The organism is Paenibacillus sp. FSL P4-0081 (genome assembly GCF_000758565.1).
Classification (GTDB): domain Bacteria; phylum Bacillota; class Bacilli; order Paenibacillales; family Paenibacillaceae; genus Paenibacillus_AQ; species Paenibacillus_AQ phytohabitans.
Genome location: NZ_CP009280.1, coordinates 7,054,061 through 7,074,220, shown reverse-complemented (window position 1 = coordinate 7,074,220; position 20,160 = coordinate 7,054,061). Strand labels below are relative to the sequence as shown.

Genomic DNA, 20,160 nt, shown 5'->3' with positions numbered 1-20,160 from the left:
GTGACCCGGGAGCACAGCGAAACAGTATGTAAGCCCTTCTCGTCCAGGCGGGAGAAGGTCAGTCCTGCCGGATTACCGGCAGGGCTTTTTGGGGAATAGATAATATAGACCTCTGACGGAACGGCGCGCCCATTCAGGGCGGGGCCGTTTCTTCTATTACAATGGCTGCTGGGAAGCCGGGGACGTAAAGTTGAAGAGAGCACCTGTCTGTGACAGAATATAAGAATGATCCGCATAAGAACTGAGAAGCTGCCGCTAAGAGCAGCTGAATAAACACACGGGAGAAGGAGAGAACTTATGTACGAAATAGTACTGATACGGCATGGAGAGAGTGAATACAACCGGCAGAACCTGTTTACGGGCTGGAGCGATCCCGATCTGACGGAGAAGGGTGTGGAAGAGGCGAAGAAAGCAGGCAAGCTGCTGAAGGATGCGGGATACACGTTCGATCTTGCCTTCGCCTCGGTGCTGAAGCGTTCAATTAAGACACTAAACTATGTGCTGGATGAGATGGATCTGCTGTGGATTCCCGTGCAGAAATCGTGGAAGCTGAATGAGCGCCATTACGGAGCACTGCAGGGCCTCAGCAAAAGTGAAACCGCACTGAAATACGGCGAGGAACAGCTCCATATCTGGCGGCGCAGCCTCTCGGTCCGGCCTCCGATGCTGGAGCCGGATGATCCGCGTTATGCCAGAAATGATATCCGCTATAAGGAAGTGCGTCCCGGCGATATTCCGCGCGGAGAGAGCCTGGAGGATACCGTGCACCGGGTTGGCGATTTCTGGGGCAACCGGATTGTGCCGCTGATCCGCAAGAAGGAACGCGTCCTGATCTCGGCGCATGGCAATACGCTGCGGGCCCTGATCAAATACATGGAGGATATTGATGAGACGGCGCTGCTGGATCTCAATATTCCAACCGGCGTCCCGCTGGTCTACAAGCTGGATGATGATGTGAAGCCGATCAGCCGCTTCTATCTCGGCGAGCCGGAAGAGGTACAGGAGAAAGCGCGCGAGGTGGCTAATCAGAGTAAGGTTACGGAGTAACTCGGGTAATTAGAGGGATAAATCCCTTTGATTAAGCTGGAAGTGGGCTGGACGAGGGAATTAGAGGGATAAATCCCTTTGATTACGCTGGAAATGGGCTAGGCGAGGGATTGTATGCGAAAAACCGAGTACAATGCACCAGCGTTAGGGCAGACGAGCCGATTGTATGCGAAAAACCGAGTACAATGCACCAACGATAGGGCAGACGAGCCGAATGTAAGCGAAAAACCGAATACAATGCACCAAAGATAGGGTAGACGCGCCGAATGGATGCGAAAAACCGAATACATTGCACCAAAGACAGGGCAAACGAGGCGAATGTATGCGAAAAACCGAGTGCAATGCGCCAGCGATTGGGTAGATGAGCCGAAGGTAAGCCGGGTATACTGATGCTCAGAGAGCGAAGCAGGTAAGGAACACCTTTATACGGTAAAATTATAGCAGAAGTAAACGGTCCGGACTTTTGCGAAACGCTTCTTCAGCAATAACAAAGCCCCGCACAAGATACACTCACGTATCTTTGTGCGGGGCTTTGCCTGTCTGTGAAGCATTTCATAAATCCCTCTTGAGCTGTTTCATTCAAGCCGGACTCTGCCCGGCAGCTAAGTAGCCCGCTGCATCTCACCCAGCAGCTCGCCCATCTTCACCTTCGTGTCCACGGTAAGCCCGTGGCGCGGGGTGAAGGTGCCGCTCTCCAGCAGAAGAACTACGGTAGAGCCGAACTCGAAATAGGCCAGATCGTCGCCTATTTGCCATTCAGTAGCGGATTCATCCGTGTAGCGGATACTGCTCACATTCATTGCGCCTACCTTGACCACGGCGGTTTCGCCATAGCTGCCGGCTATATAAGTAATCAGCCGTTCGTTGCGGCTCAGGACACTCTTCATATGCCGCATGCCGAAATCATTCACGGGATAAGCCCGCCCGCGGATATAATCGCTCTCCCGCAGCTGTCCGGTTAACGGGGAATGAATCCGGTGATAATCGGTGGGGCTCAGGTAGAGGACGAAATAATAGCCTTTTTTATACAATTCGAGGTGTGGTGAATGATTAAGCAAATCCTCCAGCGTATAATCCTGACCCTTCACATTCATTATTGTTCCGCAGTTAATGTCGCCCATTGCCGTAATCATGGCATCCACAGGACTTGCCACAGCCTGTTCACCGCTTGCCACCGGCCGCATTCCCGGCTTCAGGCGTCTGCTGAAGAATTCATTAAGTGTACGGTATTCTCCGGCAGTCTTCTCCGCCTCGGCGGCAGGAATATGATAGGAACGAATAAATACCGGAATCATAAAGCGGCTGAGTCTGCTATGGGAAAAAGCGCCCATTACCCGGGAAAGCCATCTGTGTGAGGATAGCTCGGTCATCAGCCGCAGCAATTGTTTAACCATGCCCATCTCCCTTCCATCATGCAGCAGCAAGGTCCCGGTAGCCAAGGACCTCACCCGCTCTGCATTATATTGACATAGAATAGAAGACAAATCAATAAGAGTTATGCCGTGCAGCCTCTTCATACAGGTATCTGGCATAGCCCATTGGGCGGCGGTAGCTTTCTTTCCAGATGGGGCCGAGCCCGGCTTTCTTGAATCCGTAACGCTGGTCGCGCCCGTTGCATTCGATGAAATATAAGCGTCCGCTCCCCGTAACGCCGATGTCCAGACCGACATCGGCAAGGCCTGGGAGGCTCTGCTCCAGCTCACGGGCAATGGCAAGACTGAGGGAAAGGACTGACATGCGGATCCGCGCGGCTGCTTCGCCGGGGAAAGCCTTCTCCAGAGCGAAGGACGAACTCAGTGCTTCGCCTCCCCTGGCGATGTTGGACACGAAGCCGCCCGGTGCCGCCAGCTTGGCGAACATGCCGGTCACCTGCCAGTCTCCGCCCCAGCCGCGCTGTACAGTAATGCGCAGATCAAAGGGGCGGCCGTTTATCTCAGCCAGTGGTATCCGCTCCTGCACCAGGTACGGTACCGAAGAGAGTCTGGCGCGGAGTGCCCGGGGGATGGCGCCCTGATTCACCGGCACACTGTACCAGCGTCTTGAGCCGTTAGGAGAGTAGCTCCATTTCCACCGCCCGGCCCCGCTGACCCTTGTAAGACGCATAACCCCGTTGCCTACACTTCCCCGGCAAGGCTTGAGAATGAGATCCGGATATCTCTCCATCATTTCCTTCAGGCCGGACATTCCGGCGGATGTGACTGGCAGAACCGTCTGCAGTTCCTGGTTTTGCTCCAGCAGGCCGTGAATCTGATCCTTGCCGTAGCGGTTGCATGTATTGTATACCTGAATACCCTGCCGGAGCAGCCGCTGGACGCCGCTGCTGCCCGGGTCATAGATCGCCCGGTTATGGATGACCTCCGGCGTCGGGATGACTTGACTCCGGTATCCGTGCAGACCCTTTATATATGCCCTGCTGAAGCCGGTCTGCGTATCGATGCCGGACAGCTTCAGAAAGCAAGGGGTTAATCCGTATGCGGCGGCGGCCTCCTCGTAGTTGGCCAGAGATTCCTGTCCGGTTTTTAACCGGGGAACGCCCCCGTGCACAGCGGCATTTAGCAGTATCCCAACGAGCTTTTGCCCCATGTTCGTTCCTCCCGTTATCTTGAAGTAGCTTCCCGGCTGATTTTTCGTCTCCTGTCATTGTATGTGTGTACGTGCCCGTCAGGGTTGGACGGATGCGCGGCGGCAGATGCCCTTTTTTGAGAGGCGGGAATGAAATTCTTTTGAACACTACACCCTTTTCTTAACAAAGCTTAGCCGGAGGAATGGTGTCATCAGCCCATACTACTGCATATGATGCCTAGGAGAAACAACAGATGGAAGGAGGAGACTGCTTGTGAAGAGTTCCAAAAGAAATCAGCATCGCAGTTCAAAAAAGCCGCTCTATTATGTAGATGATCCCAATAAGACTGAACTTAGCATGTTGAAAAGCAGTCCCAAAATACAAGAAGTGAAAGAATCTGCCGCCGTAGAAGCGGTGGATACAGTGGACCGGACGCTGCAGGTCAGCGGGGTGGAAATCCTGGAGGCGCCGGAGGCGGTCCAGCAGACTTTGCTAGAACAAGAGGCCTTGCAGGAAACCGCAGTGGAAGAGCAACAGGAGCAGCAGCATGAAGATGATGATTCTTTAATTGAGCCGGCCGTCATTGTAACTGTGGAAAAAGAGCGCCTGCAGCCCGTCTACACCGATGATCTGTCTGATGCGGCAGTCACCGGTGCCAAGATTGCTCCGCGCACGATTGACGGGTCCAAGCTGAAGTTCGGCATCATTGGTACGCCATGGCTGCAGGACTATGCCGTGCAGAACATCAACATCGCGGACAAGGCGATTACTTCCTCTAAGATTGCTCCGGAATCCATTGCCGGCGAGCATCTGGCGGAAGGCAGTATCAGCGGAGGGAAGCTGCTGGATCATTCCATTGGCGGAGAAAAGCTGAAGAATGGCAGCATCGGTCCGGAGAAGCTGGCTGACCGGATTATTGGCGGAGGGCAGATTGCCGACGGAGCCATCAGCAGCCGGCATCTCAGCGAGTTCATCATCACGGCGGAGCTGCTGGATGACGGTGCGGTTACCGGAGAGAAAATTCTCAGCAGCAGTATTGTCAGCCGCCACATCGGCAACGGCAGTATTGACCGCTCGAAATTGGCAGATGAAGCCATATCCGGGGACAAAATCGCCGATGGAGAGATCAGCGGCGTCAAGCTGGGCGACGCGGTGATTGAAGGCCGCCACGTAGGTGAAGGCGTCATTACATCGAAGCATCTGGCTCCTGGCGCAATTGGACGGGAGCAGCTGGCTACCCGGCTGATCGGGAAAGAGCAGCTTCAGGCGGGCATCATTGACGGCGGGCATCTCGCGGACGCAGCAGTCGGATCACGGCAGATCAAGGAGAAGGCTGTCCGCAGCCAGCACTTAAGCCCGGAGAGCGTAAATGCGGAGCATATCGCTGACGGGGAAATTGGCAGCCGGCATCTGGCGGACCGCAGTATTTCATTCGTGAAGCTGGCAGAGGGTGCAGTGGGTACAACACAGCTGATCGAGCAGGCGGTGACTTCCTCCAAGATCGCGGACCAGAGCATCCTGCCGCATAAGCTGGCTGATGAAGCGGTAACTACACGCCATATCGCCAAATCCGCAGTACGCGGACCGCAGATTGCCCTGCAGGCCATCACCTCGGCCCATCTGCAGCGCGAAGCCGTAGACAATTCCCACCTGGCTATAGAATCTGTCGGATCTGCGCAGCTCCAGCAGCATGCCGTTCTTGCCGGGCATTTGGCTCCCGGGGCCGTTACGGAAGAGCAGCTGGCGTATGACTCTGTTACGGGAGAACATCTTAGTCCCCAGAGTGTCAGCTCAACCAAGCTGGCGGACGGGAGTGTCATTTCCGCCAAGCTGGCCACCGGTGCGGTTGGCGGAAATGCCCTCGCCAGGGAAGCGGTAAGTGGAGAACATATCGCAGTCTGTGCCGTTGAAGAGAAGCACCTGGCCGATGGCAGCATCAGCAGCCGCGTGCTGCAGGAGGAAGCGGTTGACGCTGAACATCTGGCTCCGGGAGCTGTAGAGCGCAGGCATCTCGGGGAAAATAGTGTAACTTCATCCGCCCTGCAGTCCGGTTCGGTATCGGGAGATAAGCTGGCTTCCGGAGCAGTGAAGGAGGCGCACCTCGCTGCCAGCATTGTACAGCCGCATCATTTGGCCGACCATGCTGTAACTTCATTGAAATTATCGCCGGAGAGTGTCTCAACAGACAAACTTGGCGATTTATCGGTTACCTCGATCAAGCTGGCTGACGGCAGTGTGAGTGCTTCAAAGCTGGCAGCTTTAGCCGTGCAGAGCGAACATTTAGCAGCAGGTGCCGTTGGACCGGATTCCATCAGCGATACATCGGTGCAGGGCAGACATCTCGCGCCGGGAAGTGTGGGCGGAGCGCATATCCGTCCGATGTCGATCGGTAACGGACATATCATTCCTAGCTCTGTATCCTCTATCCAGATTCAGGATGGCAGCATCGGTGCCGCTAAGCTGGCGGAGGGTGCTGTAGCCTCCCGCCATCTCGCAGCCGGAATTGTAGCTGGCAGCCACTTGGCTGAATCCTCGGTAGAAGGACAGCATATAGCTGGCGGCAGCATCAGCCTGGCTCATCTGGCGGCAGAAGTCCGCAGCGGGGAGCTTCTGCCGGACGGCAGCATCAGCGGGGAGAAGCTGGCCCCGGGGGCTGTGGAATCCGTCCATCTGGCCCCGGACAGTGTGCGGACTATCCATTTGACGCCGGAAGCCGTAGAAGGGCAGCACATCCGTGAAGGTGAGATTACGCTGGCGCATCTGGCGAAAGAAGCGCGCAGTGCAGATCTCCTGCCGGATGGCAGCATCGTAGGCAGCAAGCTGGGAGCAGGCGCTGTAGGCGCTTTTCATCTGGCGGCAGGCAGCGTCTATAGCGGCCATCTGGCTGCGGGTGCCGTAGACAGCCGTCATATCCGGCCCGGCAGCATCCAGCTGGCACATCTGTCCCAGGATACACTGACCTCAGATCTGCTGCCGGATGGCAGCATTAGCAGCGAGAAGCTGGCCGCAGGTGCGGTAAGCTCGCTGAATCTGCAGCAGGAGAGCATCTATGGCGAGCATCTGGTTGACGGTATACTGCAGGAACGGCATTTGCATTCCGGCCTGATCAAGCTTGAGCATCTGGCAGATGAAACCCGGAGTGCGGAGCTGCTGCCGGACGGCAGTATTGGCGGAAGCAAGCTGGCGGCAGGTGCGGTAGGCTCCTTCCATCTGGCTGCGGGCAGCATCTATGGCGGTCATCTGGCTCCAGATGCTGTGGACAGCCGCCATATCCGCACCGGCAGCATCCAGCTTGCACATCTGGCTTCCGAGACGCTGAGTGCCGAGCTGCTGCCGGATGGCAGCATTGACGAAAGCAAGCTGGCCACAGGAGCTGTACATTCACAGCATCTGCAGCTGGAGAGCATCCACGGCGAGCATCTTGCGGATGAATCGCTTGAGGAGCGGCATTTAAGTTCGGGTATCATTAAGCTTGAGCATCTGGCAGACGAAGTACGAAGTGCTGAGCTGTTGCCTGACGGCAGTATTGGAAGCAGCAAGCTGGCGGCAGAGGCAGTGGGGCCGCAGCATCTGAAGCCGCAGAGCGTCCACGGAGAGCATGTCGCGGAAGGGGCGCTGGAAGGGCATCACTTGGCCTCCGGCAGCATCCTGCTGGAACATCTGGCGCAGGAAGTCCGCAGCTCTGAGCTGCTGCCGGACGGCAGTATCAGAGGAAGCAAGCTGGCGGCTGGTGCAGTGGGCTCTGTTCATCTGGCTTCCGGCAGCGTCTATGGCGGTCACCTGGCACCGGAAGCAGTGGACAGCTGCCATCTGCGCGCTGGCAGCATCAAGCGTGAGCATCTGGCTGAAGATACGCTGAGCTCAGAGCTGCTGGCAGATGGCAGCATCACCGGAAGCAAGCTGGCGGAAGGTGCAGTGGGTGCTCAGCATCTGCAAGGGCAGAGCATCCAAGGAGAGCATCTGGCAGACGGCGCATTGGAAGAGCGTCATTTGAGCAGCGGTATTGTGACGAAGCTGGAGCATCTCGCAGCGGAGACTCGCAATGCAGGGCAGATAGCAGACGGCAGCATCACCGGCAGCAAGCTGGCGGAAGGTGCTGTAGGTGCTCAGCATCTGCAAGGGCAGAGCATCCAAGGAGAGCATCTGGCAGACGGCGCATTGGAAGAGCGTCATTTGAGCAGCGGTATTGTGACGAAGCTGGAGCATCTCGCAGCGGAGACTCGCAATGCAGGGCAGATAGCAGACGGCAGCATCACCGGAAGCAAGCTGGCGGTAGGCGCTGTAAGTGCCCAACATTTGCAGGAGCAGAGCATCCAGAGCGGACATCTGACAGACGGTGCGCTGGAAGAGCGTCATTTGAGCAGCGGTATTGTGACGAAGCTGGAGCTTCTCGCAGCGGAAACGCGCAATGCAGGGCAGATAGCAGACGGCAGCATCACCGGCAGCAAGCTGGGGCTAGGCGCAGTAAGTGCCCAGCATCTGCAGGAGCAGAGCATCCGGAGCGGACATCTGACAGACGGCGCACTGGAAGAGCGTCATTTGAGCAGCGGCCTTGTGAAGAAGCTGGACCATCTCGCAGCGGAAACGCGTAATGCAGGGCAGATAGCAGACGGCAGCATCACCGGCAGCAAGCTGGCGGCAGGCGCAGTGGGTTCCTATCATCTGGCTCCGGGCAGCATATTCGGGGGCCATATGGCCCCGGGCGCGGTAGACGGCCGCCATATCCGCACCGGCAGCATCAGTCTGGACCATCTGGCAGAGGATACGCTGACCTCCGAGTTGCTGGCAGACGGAAGCATCACTGGCAGCAAGCTGGCGGCAGGCGCAGTAAGTGCCCAGCATCTGCAAGGGCAGAGCATCCAAGGAGAGCATCTGGCAGACGGCGCACTGGAAGAGCGTCATTTGAGCAGCGGCATTGTGAAGAAGCTTGAGCAGCTTACAGAGGAAACGCGCGGTGCAGGGCAGCTGACGGACGGCAGCATTACCGGCGAGAAGCTTGCTCTTGGCAGCATCGGAACCCAACATCTGACCGAAGGTTCGGTAGGGAGTGCAGAGCTTCAGGACGAAGCGGTGGATGCTTCCAAAATCACTTCATTTGCCATTCAATCCCGCCATCTGGAAGAAGACAGCGTGCAGAGCTATCATATTGCTCAAGGTGCAGTGACCGGAGACCATCTGGCGCCCGGAACGGTTAATCCCGAGCATCTGTCGTTCAGTCCGGTACAGAGTGCCGGGAACCGGGAGGTTCTGCAGCAGTTCGGCATGACAGCCTTCATGTTTAATGGAGACGCGCAGAGTGTTGAGGTAACTGTATCTTTTGATGAGAGCTTCGGCCATACCGGCTATGTGCTGGTCGCCATGACCAACCAGCCGTATTTCCATGCTTCGCTGAAGAACAGATCGGGCGGGGACGCGACGATTGAAGTAGTGCGCCTGCGCGAAACTCCTCACTTCTATGGAGTGCTGTCCTGGATCGCCCTCGGTTCGCCTCTGGTGAAGCCGGCTGCAGATCATCGGGTGTTTGATTAGAGCAGGAAGATGAACCACAAAGAGCGCAGCCGCCGGCTGCGCTCTTTGTGTTGATAAGGGCGGCAAAATCCGGGTTCAACCGGACTGCGGCAGCGGGAGGGCATTTGTCCAAATTTCTGCAAGAAGGGAGACACTTGCCGTTACCCGGGACAGCGGATTACATAGACTGTGATGTAACCCTCAGCCCGGAGACCATGCCCTGCAAGGAAGGTGGATGAGCTTGAAGCACATACGTACATCTGCCCGCCGCACGGGGCGGCGGGCTTTGCAACCCAAACGGCGGATTTCCCGGCCGGCGCGCCCTGCCGTGCCGCTCCCTGCGGCCAACCACCCCGCTCCCTATGTGTCGGTGATCATTCCGGCTATGAATGAAGCCGGAACGATTGGCAAGGTGATTGCCGGAGCCAGGGAAGTCCATCCCCGCTGTGAGGTTATTGTTGTGGTTAACGGTTCTGCCGACAATACGGCAAAGATTGCATTGTCACTGGGAGCACATGTCATTCACTTCGAGCAGCCGCTCGGTCATGATGTGGGCCGCAGTGTTGGAGCAGAGGCGGCCAAAGGAGAGGTCCTGCTTTTCATTGACGGGGATTTTGTGCTTACCGCTTCACAGCTGCGTCCCTTTGTGGCCGCGGTCAGTCATGGAACAGATGTGGCTCTGAATGATTACTCCGGTCCGGTCCGTCAGGAATTCCCGCATCCGGTGGTGCTCTCCAAGCATGTGCTCAACATTATGCTTGGCCGTCCGGATCTGAAGGGCTGTTCGCTGACGGCGGTGCCTCATGCACTCAGCCGCAGAGCTCTTGCCTCTCTGGGGAGCGGCCTGTTATCACGGCCGCCTCTGGCACACGCGCAGGCGGTGCTTGAGGGCCTGCAGGTGAAGGCTGTGCATAAGGTGCCGGTCGGCAGGCTGAATGCCGTACGGCCCAAGCAGGCGGGAACAGATCCCTTGCGTGAGATTATTCTCACGGATCATCTGGATGCGGCAGGTCTGGTCCTTCAGCGCAGAGGCGAAAGAGCGGGCTTCATTGACGGCAACCGGCGAAGGGGGATGGTGAGATGACAGCAGCACCGGAGCCTTCATCCGGACACCGGCAGGAGGTTCACGTATCTTCCCGTGCAAAAGCATCGGGCAGAAGCAGGGCTTCTGCCCGGCGTACCCGGCCGGGCAGCTCCGCCTCCCGGAGCAAGGCGGCCAAACCAGCCGCCGCTGCGCCCCGCCGGAGCAGCGCCGCCAAAGCTGCAGCTGTCCGGCGGCAGGCGGCAGGCAAAGCGGTTTCCCGCCGCGCGGCAGCGGGGGCTTCTGCCGCCGGCAATGCTGCCGGCAGCGGAGCAGGACGGCAGCTGCCGGCTCTGTACGGTTCATTGTCCGTGGTTATCTCGGCCAGGAATGAGGAGCAGACCTTGTTGAAGCTGCTTGATCAGGTAACCCGGCTCAAGCCGCTGGAGATTATTGTCGTGCTTAACGGCTGCAGCGACCGCAGCTTCCAGCGTACCCGGCTATGCCCACAGGCGACAATTGTGCATATTCCGGAATCTGCCGGACATGATGTGGGACGGTCGCTTGGCGCCAAGCTCAGCCGGGGGGATATTCTGCTGTTCCTGGACGGGGATATGGTGATTCCCGCCCGGCAAATGTCTCTTTTTGCGGAGGCGGTGGATGGCGGTGTTGATGTAGCCTTGAATGATCTTGATCATCTGCTGCCCCCCTTTGCCCTCAGTGATGCGGTCACCCGCTGCAAAATGTATCTGAATGCCGTACTGGGGCGGAGTGATCTGGGCGTCAGCTCGATGACAGCTGTTCCCCATGCCTTGTCAAGGAAGGCGCTGGAGCGGATCGGCTACCGTGAGCTTATGGTGCCTCCGAAAGCGCATGCGCTCTCGATTATTCGGCAGCTGCGGGTGGAGAAGGCAGGCACGGTGAATGTGATCAAGCATAACCGGCTGCGCCAGAGCAACACAGGGGCCGGAAATGCGATGGAACAGCTGATCGCCGGTGATCATGCCGAGGCGCTGGCCCAGGTTCTTGGAGAGCAGCAGGCAAGCGGGCGGCTGTCCGAGAACCATCTGCAGGAGCAGCGCCGGCAGATGGCAGCGTGGAGGAATGCCCTATGACACTGACCAGCATTATTATTCCGACGTATAACAGGCTCGGCCTGCTGCGTTCCTGTGTTGAATCAATCAGGGCGTATACGGATTCACCCTATGAAATTATTGTGGTCGACAATGCTTCAAGTGACGAAACGGATGCTTACTGCCGCGCGAATAAGCTGACCTTTGTTTCCCTTCCGGAGAACCGCGGTTTTCCGCTGGCCTGCAATCTGGGGCTGCAGCTGGCTGCGGGAGATGAGCTTTTGCTGCTGAACAATGATGTTATTGTGTCGCAGGGCTGGCTGGCGAATCTGAAGAGCGCTTTGTACAGCGCCCCGGATATCGGAATGGTGGGTCCGGTGACCAATTATGCCAGCGGACGGCAGCAGGTGGAGACGGGGTATACGGATATTCCGGGTTATCATGCTGAAGCCCGTTTGGCGAATGCTCCGGATGCGGCGAAACGGCTGGAGGCCAGAAGGCTTGTAGGGCTGTGCTTATTATTCAAAAGAGAGCTCATGGATACCATCGGCCTGCTGGATGAACGCTTTTCACCGGGACATTTCGAGGATGATGATTACTGCTACCGCGCCAGACTGAAGGGATACCGGCTGCTGATCGCGGGAGATTGTCTGGTGCATCATGAAGGCAGCGCCAGCTTCAGGGAAGTCTACTCTTCCTCACTTCAGGAGCTGGTGGAGCGTAACCGCAGATTATTTATGGAGAAATGGCATGTAGATCCCGCACAATTCATCTGAGGGGCCAGGCCAAAGGCTAAAGACATAGATAAAGAGGAGGAAAGTAAGTGAAAGGAGTCATACTGGCGGGCGGAACAGGAACAAGGCTTTACCCGTTGACCCGGCTTATGAACAAACATTTGCTTCCGGTCGGCAAATATCCTATGGTGTGTTACGGCATTGACCGGCTGCGCCGGGGGGGTATAACCGATATTCTCCTGGTCATCAGCAAACAGTCCGCAGGACAGTACACCGACTTTTTGGGCAGCGGCGCGGAATTCGGTGTATCCCTGACTTACAAAATCCAGGAAGCTGCAGGAGGCATCGCGGAAGCGCTCGAGCTGGCAGAAGGATTTATTTTGCCGGGGGAACGGTTTGTTGTGCTGCTTGGTGACAATCTTTTTATGGATGATCTGAAGCCTTATGTGGAGAGTTATCTGCAGCAGCCGCAGGGATCGGCGAAGGTGTTACTGAAACCGGTCGATGATGCGCGGAGATACGGGGTTCCGGTGTTTGACAGCGGGGATTCGTCCCTGATTGCTTATATTGAAGAGAAGCCGGAGCATCCGAAGACTAAATTCTGTGTTACAGGTATTTATATGTACGATGAAGCGGTATTCGATATTATCCGCCGCGTATCCCCTTCCAAGAGAGGGGAGCTGGAAATTACCGACGTGAACAATATTTATGCCGCAGAGCGCAAGCTTAGTTATGATGTGCTCAAGGGCTGGTGGAGTGATGCGGGAACGTTCCAGTCCTTACGCGAAGCCGGAGAAAAGCTGAGAGATACGCTGCCCTGAGGGGCAGCTTTTTTAATAGATAAGTATTTATATGTTGTGGGGTCCCCGCAAAATACCAGTATCATCATCGAAGCTAATGGCGGGCCGGGCGATTCTCCACCAGAGCAGGTCTTCGGTCTCCCGGTACAGCTCTGCATCCAGATGCTGCAGCACGCGGTGCGAGGCGGTATTATCCTTCTCGGTATCCGCGATGACCCAGCGTGCATCCGGATGATTGAAGATCCAGGCCGTGATGTGCCGCACCGCTTCCGTAGCGTAGCCTTGCCCCCGGTACTTCTCATCGATGACATAACCAAGGATGACCTCGCCTTGTTCATTCGGCCCGCCTTTGAGGATCAGGAAGCCGATACTCCGCTGCTCCTCCCGATGAATAAGGGCCCAATTGGTCAGCCACGGATAGTTCTGCTCATCCTGGAGAACCTTGGCGCGCCTCACCCGCATGGCATAGCGCATTTCTTCGTCATCCAGCAGGGTTGGGGCTGCGGTTACGTTCAAGCCCAGCGACTGCTCCAGCTCCGCGTAATTGTCCAAGGCCAGTGCCAGCTCGGCTGCAGTCAGGGGCCGCAGATTCAGACGGTTGTCTGTAAGTTTCATAGATTACCTCCAGTTCCATTCCGGATACATAGATCCGGACAACTATATATAGCTCCGATTTCAGCCAAGCATAGTCTGCTGTTGAGCTGCTTGTCAATATCCTCCAGTTGGTAACCTTCCCGTAAGCCTCGGCATTATCCGCGCCAGTCTCCCCTCCATGCCCCACGAGTTCCCCGCCAGTCCCCTCGAGTCCTCCGTCGCTGCCCCTTCAGTCCTTCTCGCCCGGTAGCAGTTGGATTTTCTCCACTTAATAATCCCGTTTTGTCTTTTGTATCCACCCTAAGTGGAAAAAAGGCATTTAATTCTTCACTAATGTACTTTTTTGCCCGGCAATATAGAAATAGTTGTCCTTTTTCCACTTGTTGCTCTGATTCCCGGTCATTCGAATAAATTAAGTGACGTTTTTCCACTTAGCAGCCGCAGCACTTGCAGCCGCTGCGCTTAGCTGTCTTGTGACACGCGGACCTCCATAACTTGCGGAGCTTCTCCGGCACCGTCACGGCTGATGCCGCATATGCTGTAGCAGGGCGTTTGAGCAAAGGAGACATGAAGGTGCAGAGTAAAATTACAAAAGTCCTGCAGCACATGGCCCATACGCACGAACAGATGGCTCGGATTCTCGACGCCGAACGCCACGTAGCCGTCCGTATGTCGCAAATAGTTCACGATCTGCCGGATGCGGACCCTGATTTCGGCGGATTCAGTGGGCTGGTAGAAAGCTCAGGTCAGGTTAACAAGAACATTATTGCTTACTTGAATGCACTTGCCGATCTTGAAGAAGCGATGGCAGAGGGAGTAGGCAGAGTGATCAAGGAACTAAACGGTCAGGAAGAAGAGTAGCGCGTAACCAGAGCAAGGAGGCGGAAGATGAGCAGAGAAAAGGCTTATCTGCAAATGCTGGAGTCGACCGCTGTAATCCAGTGGAACATCGCGATGATCCTCGAGGCCAAAGCGGTGGAAGCGGAAAAAGTGAAGCAGTGGACCCATCATCATATCCACGCTAGAGCATTCGACTCCCATGAAGACCAGCTGAAGGAATCACTCTCCATCCACGAAGTGATCGTAGAGATGGTGGAGGGGCTGACGAAGCTGGAGAACGGGCTGTACAGTAATCTGAAAGCAGTACTGGGCAGCGGTGAAGATGAGGGCGGCGGTGATTTCGGCGGAGACGGCGGGGATGGATTCAGCTTCGGAGACGATAGCAAATGAGCGGCGGGCTTCTCTCCGAACATGCCGTCAAGCTGGAGATGATCCGCTCGATCGCCCGCAGTCAAGCTGCGCTCGCAGCCATCCTCGAGAGCATTGCCGAAGTTACGGGGCAATCGGAGCTGACAGCCCGCAAGCTGAGCGACAATATCAGGATTCTGAGCGGGTACCAAAGTTCAATGTGCCGGATGATATCCGGCATTTCACTGCATGAGCCCAAACAGGGAGTTCCTGCTGCGCCATGGCTGAGCAAGGATTGCTCAGAGGGTACTGCTGCAAGAAGTAGATGAAGTACAGGAGGAGTAGACAGATGAAGAGAAAGAGACTTGGCAAGCTGCGCTCAGGCAGCAAGGGCCGCAGACGCACACTGCTGCTGTCACGGAAGACCAGGGTGCGCAGAGGCCTTGGACGCAAAACGCGCAGAGGACTGATCCGCAAGACGGGCAAGAGAGCGCCGCTGCTGCGCAAGAAAAGAAGACTCCGCCGCCGGCTTGTCCGCAGGGTGCATGTGGTTCAGCCGCCGGTACAGGTTGTTCCGGCAGTCGAAGCGCCGCCGGTAGCGCAGGTAGTCCCGCTCCCCCCGGATCTGGGCGTCCCTCCGGAGCTGCCGCCGGGAGACGCCTTTCAGCAGGGCTACACCGAAGCATACAACGTGGGGTTCGACGCAGGTTTCGCCAAGGGCTTCGAGGACGGGCATAAGCTGGAGCTGGGCTGAGCGAGCAGCAGCTGTGGCTTAGAAGATGAGCGGCTATAGAGGTTGGCAAGTTCTCCTGCCGCCTCTATAGCCTATGGACGATACTGGAAATGGCGGCCTATCGGAATTTTCGCCCGGATATGGTAGACTTCTTAACAGAACTTTACCGGGTTCGAATGCCAGGTAGGAAAGCGGGGACTATACATGATTGGGAATGAGATACGAAGAGCACAGAGCAATGAAATCGGAGAGATTATGGATCTGATTGCCAAATGTGTACAAGTTATGCAGGCAGGCGGAAGCGATCAATGGGATGAGAGCTATCCGAACCGTGAGATCATTGCAGCGGATATTGCTACAGGCACATTATTTGTCTGTCTGGACAACGAAGCCATTGCCGGTATTATTGTGCTGGATGAGAATCAGGCGGAGCAATATGGGGCAATTGAATGGTTACAGCAGCAGGGGCCGCATCTGATCATGCACCGGCTCGCGGTTCATCCGGAGTTCCAAGGTAAAGGGATCGCCCGGCAGCTGATTGCTTTCGCTGAAGAGCACGCCCGTCACAGCGGGTATAGCAGTATTCGGATGGATACTTATGCCAAGAATGAACGGGTACTCAAAATTTATCCCTCGCTTGGCTATGTGCAGAGAGGCGAGATTCATTTTCCCGGCCGGGTAGCGGCTTTTCCTGTATTTGAGAAGGTGCTGACGGAGATTTTCGGATAGTTTATGTAATGTTATATTACATATTTGAAGATAATAATAGCGGATAATCCATTTTTATCTGCTGGAAATAGTTTCGTGTTAATATTTATAACTTATGTTGACAGGAAAGTTGTCTTTACTTTATGATGGGATTATTCAGAAGCAATTGAATAGTCCTTTTCGTATATCCTTAATAATTGGTTTAAGGGTCTCTACCGGGAACCGTAAATTTCTGGCTACGAAAATATGCTGAGGCATATTTTTGTGGCCTTTTTGTGTTATAAGCCAGCTGGACATCAACAAGGACAAGGGGGAATGGGTTATGGCGAACATCCTGATCAAGCATGCGGAGATTATTACAATGAACAAGCAAGAGGAGATTATATACGGGGATATCCGCATCAAGGATAATCTGATTGTAGAGATCGGCAGCGGGCTTGAGGTGCAGGGGGATGAGACGGTACTTGATGCCAAGAACCGCACGGTAATTCCCGGCTTTGTGCAGACCCATATTCATCTGTGCCAGACACTGTTCCGCGGCAAAGGCGATGATCTGGAGCTGATGGACTGGCTGCGCAAGCGGATCTGGCCGCTGGAGGCGGCGCATGATGAGGAGTCGCTGTATTATTCCGCTATGCTCGGCATTGGGGAGTTAATTACAAGCGGCACAACGACCATAGTGGATATGGAGACGGTGAACCATACAGACTTTGCCTTCCAGGCAATCGCCAAAAGCGGCATCCGTGCCCTATCCGGCAAGGTGATGATGGATCAGAAGAATGCGGATGCACCGGCGGCGCTGCAGGAGGATACGGCAGCTTCTCTTCAGGAGAGCGTAGATCTGCTGGAGAAGTGGAATGGATATGGCAACGGGCGGATTCAATATGCATTTTCCCCGCGTTTTGTCATTTCCTGCACGGAGCCGCTGCTGAAAGAGGTACGTAACCTCTCGGAGCACTATGGGGTCAAGGTGCACACCCATGCTTCCGAGAATCTGGGGGAGATCGAGATTGTGCAGGCGATGACCGGTATGCGTAACGTGGTGTATCTGGATCATCTGGGGCTGGCGAATGAGCGCCTGATTCTGGCCCACTGCGTCTGGCTCGATGAGGAAGAGAAGCGGATTCTGCGGGACCGCGGAGTTCATGTCAGCCATTGCCCGGGCTCCAACCTGAAGCTGGCCTCCGGCATCGCCGATACTCCGGGAATGCTGCATGATCATATCCATCTTAGCCTTGGTGCGGACGGTGCTCCATGCAACAACAACCTGGATATGTTCAATGAAATGCGTCTGGCGGCGGTGATCCAGAAGCCGCAGCATGGGCCGACCACGATGGACGCCAGAAGTGTGTTCCGGATGGCAACGATTGGCGGTGCGAAGGCGGTGGGCATGGAGGATCAAATCGGCAGCATCGAGGTTGGCAAAAAAGCCGATCTGGCGATCCTCAACCTGTACAATTTCCATACCTTCCCTTCCTATGATGTAGATCCGATCTCGCGGATTGTCTATTCCGCCACCCGTGCGGATGTGGAAACGACGATTGTGGACGGACAAATCCTGATGCATAAAGGCCTGCTGAAGACCGTCGATAAGGAAACCGTGCTCCATGAAGCTAACCGTTCCATCAAAAGACTGCTGGTGAACACTCCGCTGGGGTAATGGCTCTATTTCTGAAGCACGCTCAGGATCATCACACATATCGCTCTTAAGAGCTAACTAACCGGTGTTCCGGGAACTGAGCGGCGGAAGTCGCAATATTCACCGCAATTGGAATCGGTGCGAACAGTGGGCAAGCCTTTCGTTCAAGCTATATACTATGCAGGGGACTCAGGTCCTCTGTTTTTTTGTTTTTTTGAGTTAAATACACGCTGTACTGGCGGAAATGTTGTACTTTTTGCAACTTGAATCGCAAGATACCATGGTGTTCGTGAGGCTTGTTGTACAAATTACAACAATTGTCCCGCTAACCCGCTTGGAGGAGGAGATATGCTGCTTTTTGTACAACAATTTCGAAATGGAACCGAAATAACCAGGGAAATGTTGTATTCTGTGCAGGATTTTTAAATTAAAAAATTTACGCAACAACGTCGGCTGCCCGGGAAGTCCGCTTTTAACACTGAGGAGCAGGCTGGATGAAGGAATGAGTTGATTTTTATTATAAGAAGTGAACCCTCCCTCCATTCTTGAGGTCAAATATAGTGAGGTGAACCCATTGGAACTGGATGGATTGGAGCAGGCGGAGGCTATCAGTGAAGAGCAGCTGCGGCAGATAATGAAGCTTTATGGGGAAGATGTGTGGAATTATATTTATTTCTTGACCAAAAACAGTGATCAGGCGGATGAGCTCACGCAGGAGGTGTTCATCAAATGCTTTTACCGGATCGGTACCTACCGGGGGATTTCATCGCTCAAAACCTGGCTGTTCACGATTGCCCGCAATACGGTATTCTCCTACCGCAAATCGCGGTTTTTCCGCTCCGGGCTGTGGGGCGGGATGCAGCCGTTACCCGCTACGGCTCAGCATCGGAAAGAGGCAGCGGGGCAGGCGGTTGTTGCCCGTTCGGCGGAGATGGAATATCTCGGCAACCGGCAGGTGGATGAGATCTGGAGCATGATAATGAAGCTGCCGGATAAGCTGCGTGAGGTGCTGGTGCTTGATCTTAAGGCAGAGCTGTCGGTCCGGGAAATCGCAGAGCTGATCCGGATATCCCCGGGCACTGTCAAATCGAGGCTGCACCGCGCACGTCATAAAATCCAGGACAAACTAAGGAGGATGGAGTAATGGATAAGCGTGAGCAGGAGCCGCAGTGGTATGAGCAGGCCCGTAAAGGCCCGTTTCCGGAAATGAAATTTACGGAAGAAGCTGCTGGCAAGGTGGCCCGGCAGATTGGAATGGACGGTTCCTCACTAAACCAGGTGCTGCCATCCGGCCGGCGGCGCAGGGCAATCCGCCTGCGGATACTCTCCGCCGCCGTCATCCTCCTGTTGTTCGGAGCCGGGGCAGTGTATTGGGGAAGTGGCTGGTCCGGTCAGCACGGGGGTTTTAATCCGTTACAGGTAAGCAGCACCGGAATAATCGATCCTCCGGTTGCGGAGCAGGCTGATCTTACGGATGAAGGGTTTAGGGAAACTGCAGAACAGGTAATGCAGGAGCAGCTTGGGAAGAAGCTGCCCTTTGTGAACCTGGAGCCGCTCGTGGAGGAAGGAGAAACTTTGGCCGATTTTAAAGATGGGGATAGTTTTGCTAAAATCTGGTTTGAAACAGAGACAGGCAAGGTAGTGCGAACGTACATGGATACCTTTTTCGCTCCTGAACAAATCGATTCTAAATTCATTGATGAAGCGATGGATCAGCTGCGGAAAGCTGGTTACAAGGGAGAATTCACAGTTACTGCGCTTCACCATTCCGTCCACTACGGGACAAACGCTGATGAACAGGGCATACAGACTGATGACAGTCTCATAGCGGAGGAAGGGCAGATTGATTACGAGAACGGCGTCTACCGCAGCTCGACCTTCAAAATGGGTGAGAATGAGGTGAGTGCGGAAGTGAAGCAGGCAGGTCTTAAGGCAATTAAGCTGCTAAGGGAAAAGGGCACCGATCACCTCTATTCCATCAAGCGCACCGTTGCGCAGAAATGGGATGTACTCGTTTTGACGTATGGAGAGAGTGAACGCGGGGCTACTACAGTTATGATGGACTATGCTACACAAGACATACTGCAAGTGTTCGATGTTTCACTTTACGATGAGAAGTCATTCAGCTCCGCCGATCCAAACACGAATCTGCTGGATATGGATAAGGCGAAGTTCCAGCGCTCTGCTGCTGCCATCGCCGACGAAATGTTCGGCATTCGGCTGGGGGAGTATACAATCGTCAAGGAGATGTCAGGCATAGGATCGATTGCTTTTAAAAGTCCTGACGGAGCAACAATCATTACCGGGTCGTATAATCTGGACGGCACTTTTTACATGATCCAGCAGACGCCAGCCACTGCCGAATAATCTATCATTTTCATAAGATTGAACAAGGACGCACGCCCGTAAGGGCGGCGTCTTTTTACTTTAATAGAACCTCCAGTTTTGATAACTATTTCAAGTATTGCTATACTAGAGAAATCTGAACTTTTACAGAAAAATGCAATAGAGTTTACAGAGATTTTCAATAAAGAGAGTAAGAGGGGATAGTA

17 protein-coding genes and 1 riboswitch are annotated in these 20,160 nt (G+C 55.0%); of the genes, 14 read left to right on the top strand and 3 right to left on the bottom strand.

What is annotated here, in order from left to right; translation table 11 throughout:
* The first annotated feature begins 297 nt into the window (after positions 1 to 297).
* Complete coding sequence (gpmA, locus tag P40081_RS30025) at positions 298 to 1,047, top strand: 2,3-diphosphoglycerate-dependent phosphoglycerate mutase (RefSeq protein WP_042139774.1); 750 nt, start codon at positions 298 to 300, stop codon at positions 1,045 to 1,047.
* A gap of 602 nt (positions 1,048 to 1,649) precedes the next feature.
* Here the strand turns inward: gpmA and asd are convergent.
* Both asd and P40081_RS30015 read right to left on the bottom strand, forming a co-directional pair.
* A complete protein-coding gene (gene asd / locus P40081_RS30020; RefSeq protein WP_042141610.1) occupies positions 1,650 to 2,441 on the bottom strand; it encodes an archaetidylserine decarboxylase in 792 nt (263 codons plus the stop codon).
* A gap of 91 nt (positions 2,442 to 2,532) precedes the next feature.
* Complete coding sequence (locus P40081_RS30015; protein WP_042139773.1) at positions 2,533 to 3,630, bottom strand: YheC/YheD family endospore coat-associated protein; 1,098 nt, start codon at positions 3,628 to 3,630, stop codon at positions 2,533 to 2,535.
* A gap of 253 nt (positions 3,631 to 3,883) precedes the next feature.
* On the opposite strand from P40081_RS30015, the gene P40081_RS36795 reads away from it, so the two are divergent.
* The 5 genes from P40081_RS36795 to P40081_RS29990 all read left to right on the top strand — a co-directional run bounded on the left by P40081_RS36795 (position 3,884) and on the right by P40081_RS29990 (position 12,767).
* Positions 3,884 to 9,139: a WIAG-tail domain gene (locus P40081_RS36795; RefSeq protein ID WP_052422081.1), complete on the top strand. Its 5,256-nt coding sequence runs from the start codon at positions 3,884 to 3,886 to the stop codon at positions 9,137 to 9,139.
* Positions 9,140 to 9,353: 214 nt separating this feature from the next.
* A complete protein-coding gene (locus P40081_RS30005; protein WP_042139772.1) occupies positions 9,354 to 10,202 on the top strand; it encodes a glycosyltransferase family 2 protein in 849 nt (282 codons plus the stop codon).
* The gene (locus P40081_RS30000; RefSeq protein WP_052422080.1) at positions 10,199 to 11,254 is read left to right on the top strand and encodes a glycosyltransferase family 2 protein; all 1,056 of its coding nucleotides are present in this window, start codon (positions 10,199 to 10,201) and stop codon (positions 11,252 to 11,254) included. Before P40081_RS30005 ends, P40081_RS30000 begins: the two co-directional genes overlap by 4 nt.
* On the top strand, positions 11,251 to 11,988 hold the full coding sequence (locus P40081_RS29995) for a glycosyltransferase family 2 protein (protein ID WP_042139771.1): 738 nt from the start codon (positions 11,251 to 11,253) through the stop codon (positions 11,986 to 11,988). Before P40081_RS30000 ends, P40081_RS29995 begins: the two co-directional genes overlap by 4 nt.
* A 47-nt stretch (positions 11,989 to 12,035) precedes the next feature.
* Positions 12,036 to 12,767 (top strand): sugar phosphate nucleotidyltransferase, encoded by a 732-nt coding sequence (locus tag P40081_RS29990; protein ID WP_042139770.1) that lies wholly within the window; start codon positions 12,036 to 12,038, stop codon positions 12,765 to 12,767.
* A 27-nt stretch (positions 12,768 to 12,794) separates the two neighbouring features.
* On the opposite strand, the gene P40081_RS29985 is transcribed toward P40081_RS29990, so the two are convergent.
* Positions 12,795 to 13,361 carry a GNAT family N-acetyltransferase gene (locus P40081_RS29985; protein WP_042139769.1) on the bottom strand — a complete coding sequence of 189 codons (567 nt, stop codon included), beginning with the start codon at positions 13,359 to 13,361 and terminating at the stop codon, positions 12,795 to 12,797.
* Between the two features lie 546 nt (positions 13,362 to 13,907).
* Between P40081_RS29985 and P40081_RS29980 the strand changes: the two genes are divergently transcribed.
* The 8 genes from P40081_RS29980 to P40081_RS29945 all read left to right on the top strand — a co-directional run bounded on the left by P40081_RS29980 (position 13,908) and on the right by P40081_RS29945 (position 19,975).
* Positions 13,908 to 14,201, top strand: a complete 294-nt coding sequence (locus tag P40081_RS29980; RefSeq protein WP_081751236.1) for a nucleoside-diphosphate sugar epimerase — start codon at positions 13,908 to 13,910, stop codon at positions 14,199 to 14,201.
* A 27-nt stretch (positions 14,202 to 14,228) separates the two neighbouring features.
* The gene (locus P40081_RS29975; protein WP_039306867.1) at positions 14,229 to 14,570 is read left to right on the top strand and encodes an alpha-helical endospore appendage domain-containing protein; all 342 of its coding nucleotides are present in this window, start codon (positions 14,229 to 14,231) and stop codon (positions 14,568 to 14,570) included.
* Positions 14,567 to 14,857, top strand: coding sequence for a hypothetical protein (locus P40081_RS29970; RefSeq protein WP_042139766.1), 291 nt, complete (start codon positions 14,567 to 14,569; stop codon positions 14,855 to 14,857). The genes P40081_RS29975 and P40081_RS29970 overlap by 4 nt, the downstream gene beginning before the upstream one ends.
* A gap of 20 nt (positions 14,858 to 14,877) precedes the next feature.
* Positions 14,878 to 15,282, top strand: a complete 405-nt coding sequence (locus tag P40081_RS39575; RefSeq protein WP_216626658.1) for a FliH/SctL family protein — start codon at positions 14,878 to 14,880, stop codon at positions 15,280 to 15,282.
* A 183-nt stretch (positions 15,283 to 15,465) separates the two neighbouring features.
* Positions 15,466 to 15,990, top strand: coding sequence for a GNAT family N-acetyltransferase (locus tag P40081_RS29960; protein WP_042139765.1), 525 nt, complete (start codon positions 15,466 to 15,468; stop codon positions 15,988 to 15,990).
* 139 nt (positions 15,991 to 16,129) lie between these two features.
* A riboswitch (purine riboswitch) is annotated at positions 16,130 to 16,228 on the top strand.
* Between the two features lie 63 nt (positions 16,229 to 16,291).
* Entirely contained in the window at positions 16,292 to 17,629 is a 1,338-nt protein-coding gene (locus P40081_RS29955; RefSeq protein ID WP_042139764.1) for a 5'-deoxyadenosine deaminase, read from the top strand.
* A gap of 544 nt (positions 17,630 to 18,173) precedes the next feature.
* The gene (locus P40081_RS29950; RefSeq protein WP_331281689.1) at positions 18,174 to 18,752 is read left to right on the top strand and encodes an RNA polymerase sigma factor; all 579 of its coding nucleotides are present in this window, start codon (positions 18,174 to 18,176) and stop codon (positions 18,750 to 18,752) included.
* Complete coding sequence (locus P40081_RS29945) at positions 18,752 to 19,975, top strand: hypothetical protein (RefSeq protein WP_042139763.1); 1,224 nt, start codon at positions 18,752 to 18,754, stop codon at positions 19,973 to 19,975. Before P40081_RS29950 ends, P40081_RS29945 begins: the two co-directional genes overlap by 1 nt.
* Positions 19,976 to 20,160 lie beyond the last annotated feature (185 nt).

Excerpts from the sequence above, each read along its gene's own strand:
- gpmA (WP_042139774.1), top strand. The coding sequence starts at position 298 with ATGTACGAAATAGTACTGATACGGCATGGAGAGAGTGAATACAACCGG.
- asd (WP_042141610.1), bottom strand. The coding sequence starts at position 2,441 with ATGGTTAAACAATTGCTGCGGCTGATGACCGAGCTATCCTCACACAGA.
- P40081_RS30015 (WP_042139773.1), bottom strand. The coding sequence starts at position 3,630 with ATGGGGCAAAAGCTCGTTGGGATACTGCTAAATGCCGCTGTGCACGGG.
- P40081_RS30005 (WP_042139772.1), top strand. The coding sequence starts at position 9,354 with ATGAGCTTGAAGCACATACGTACATCTGCCCGCCGCACGGGGCGGCGG.
- P40081_RS30000 (WP_052422080.1), top strand. The coding sequence starts at position 10,199 with ATGACAGCAGCACCGGAGCCTTCATCCGGACACCGGCAGGAGGTTCAC.
- P40081_RS29995 (WP_042139771.1), top strand. The coding sequence starts at position 11,251 with ATGACACTGACCAGCATTATTATTCCGACGTATAACAGGCTCGGCCTG.
- P40081_RS29985 (WP_042139769.1), bottom strand. The coding sequence starts at position 13,361 with ATGAAACTTACAGACAACCGTCTGAATCTGCGGCCCCTGACTGCAGCC.
- P40081_RS29980 (WP_081751236.1), top strand. The coding sequence starts at position 13,908 with ATGAAGGTGCAGAGTAAAATTACAAAAGTCCTGCAGCACATGGCCCAT.
- P40081_RS29975 (WP_039306867.1), top strand. The coding sequence starts at position 14,229 with ATGAGCAGAGAAAAGGCTTATCTGCAAATGCTGGAGTCGACCGCTGTA.
- P40081_RS29970 (WP_042139766.1), top strand. The coding sequence starts at position 14,567 with ATGAGCGGCGGGCTTCTCTCCGAACATGCCGTCAAGCTGGAGATGATC.
- P40081_RS39575 (WP_216626658.1), top strand. The coding sequence starts at position 14,878 with ATGAAGAGAAAGAGACTTGGCAAGCTGCGCTCAGGCAGCAAGGGCCGC.
- P40081_RS29960 (WP_042139765.1), top strand. The coding sequence starts at position 15,466 with ATGATTGGGAATGAGATACGAAGAGCACAGAGCAATGAAATCGGAGAG.
- P40081_RS29955 (WP_042139764.1), top strand. The coding sequence starts at position 16,292 with ATGGCGAACATCCTGATCAAGCATGCGGAGATTATTACAATGAACAAG.
- P40081_RS29945 (WP_042139763.1), top strand. The coding sequence starts at position 18,752 with ATGGATAAGCGTGAGCAGGAGCCGCAGTGGTATGAGCAGGCCCGTAAA.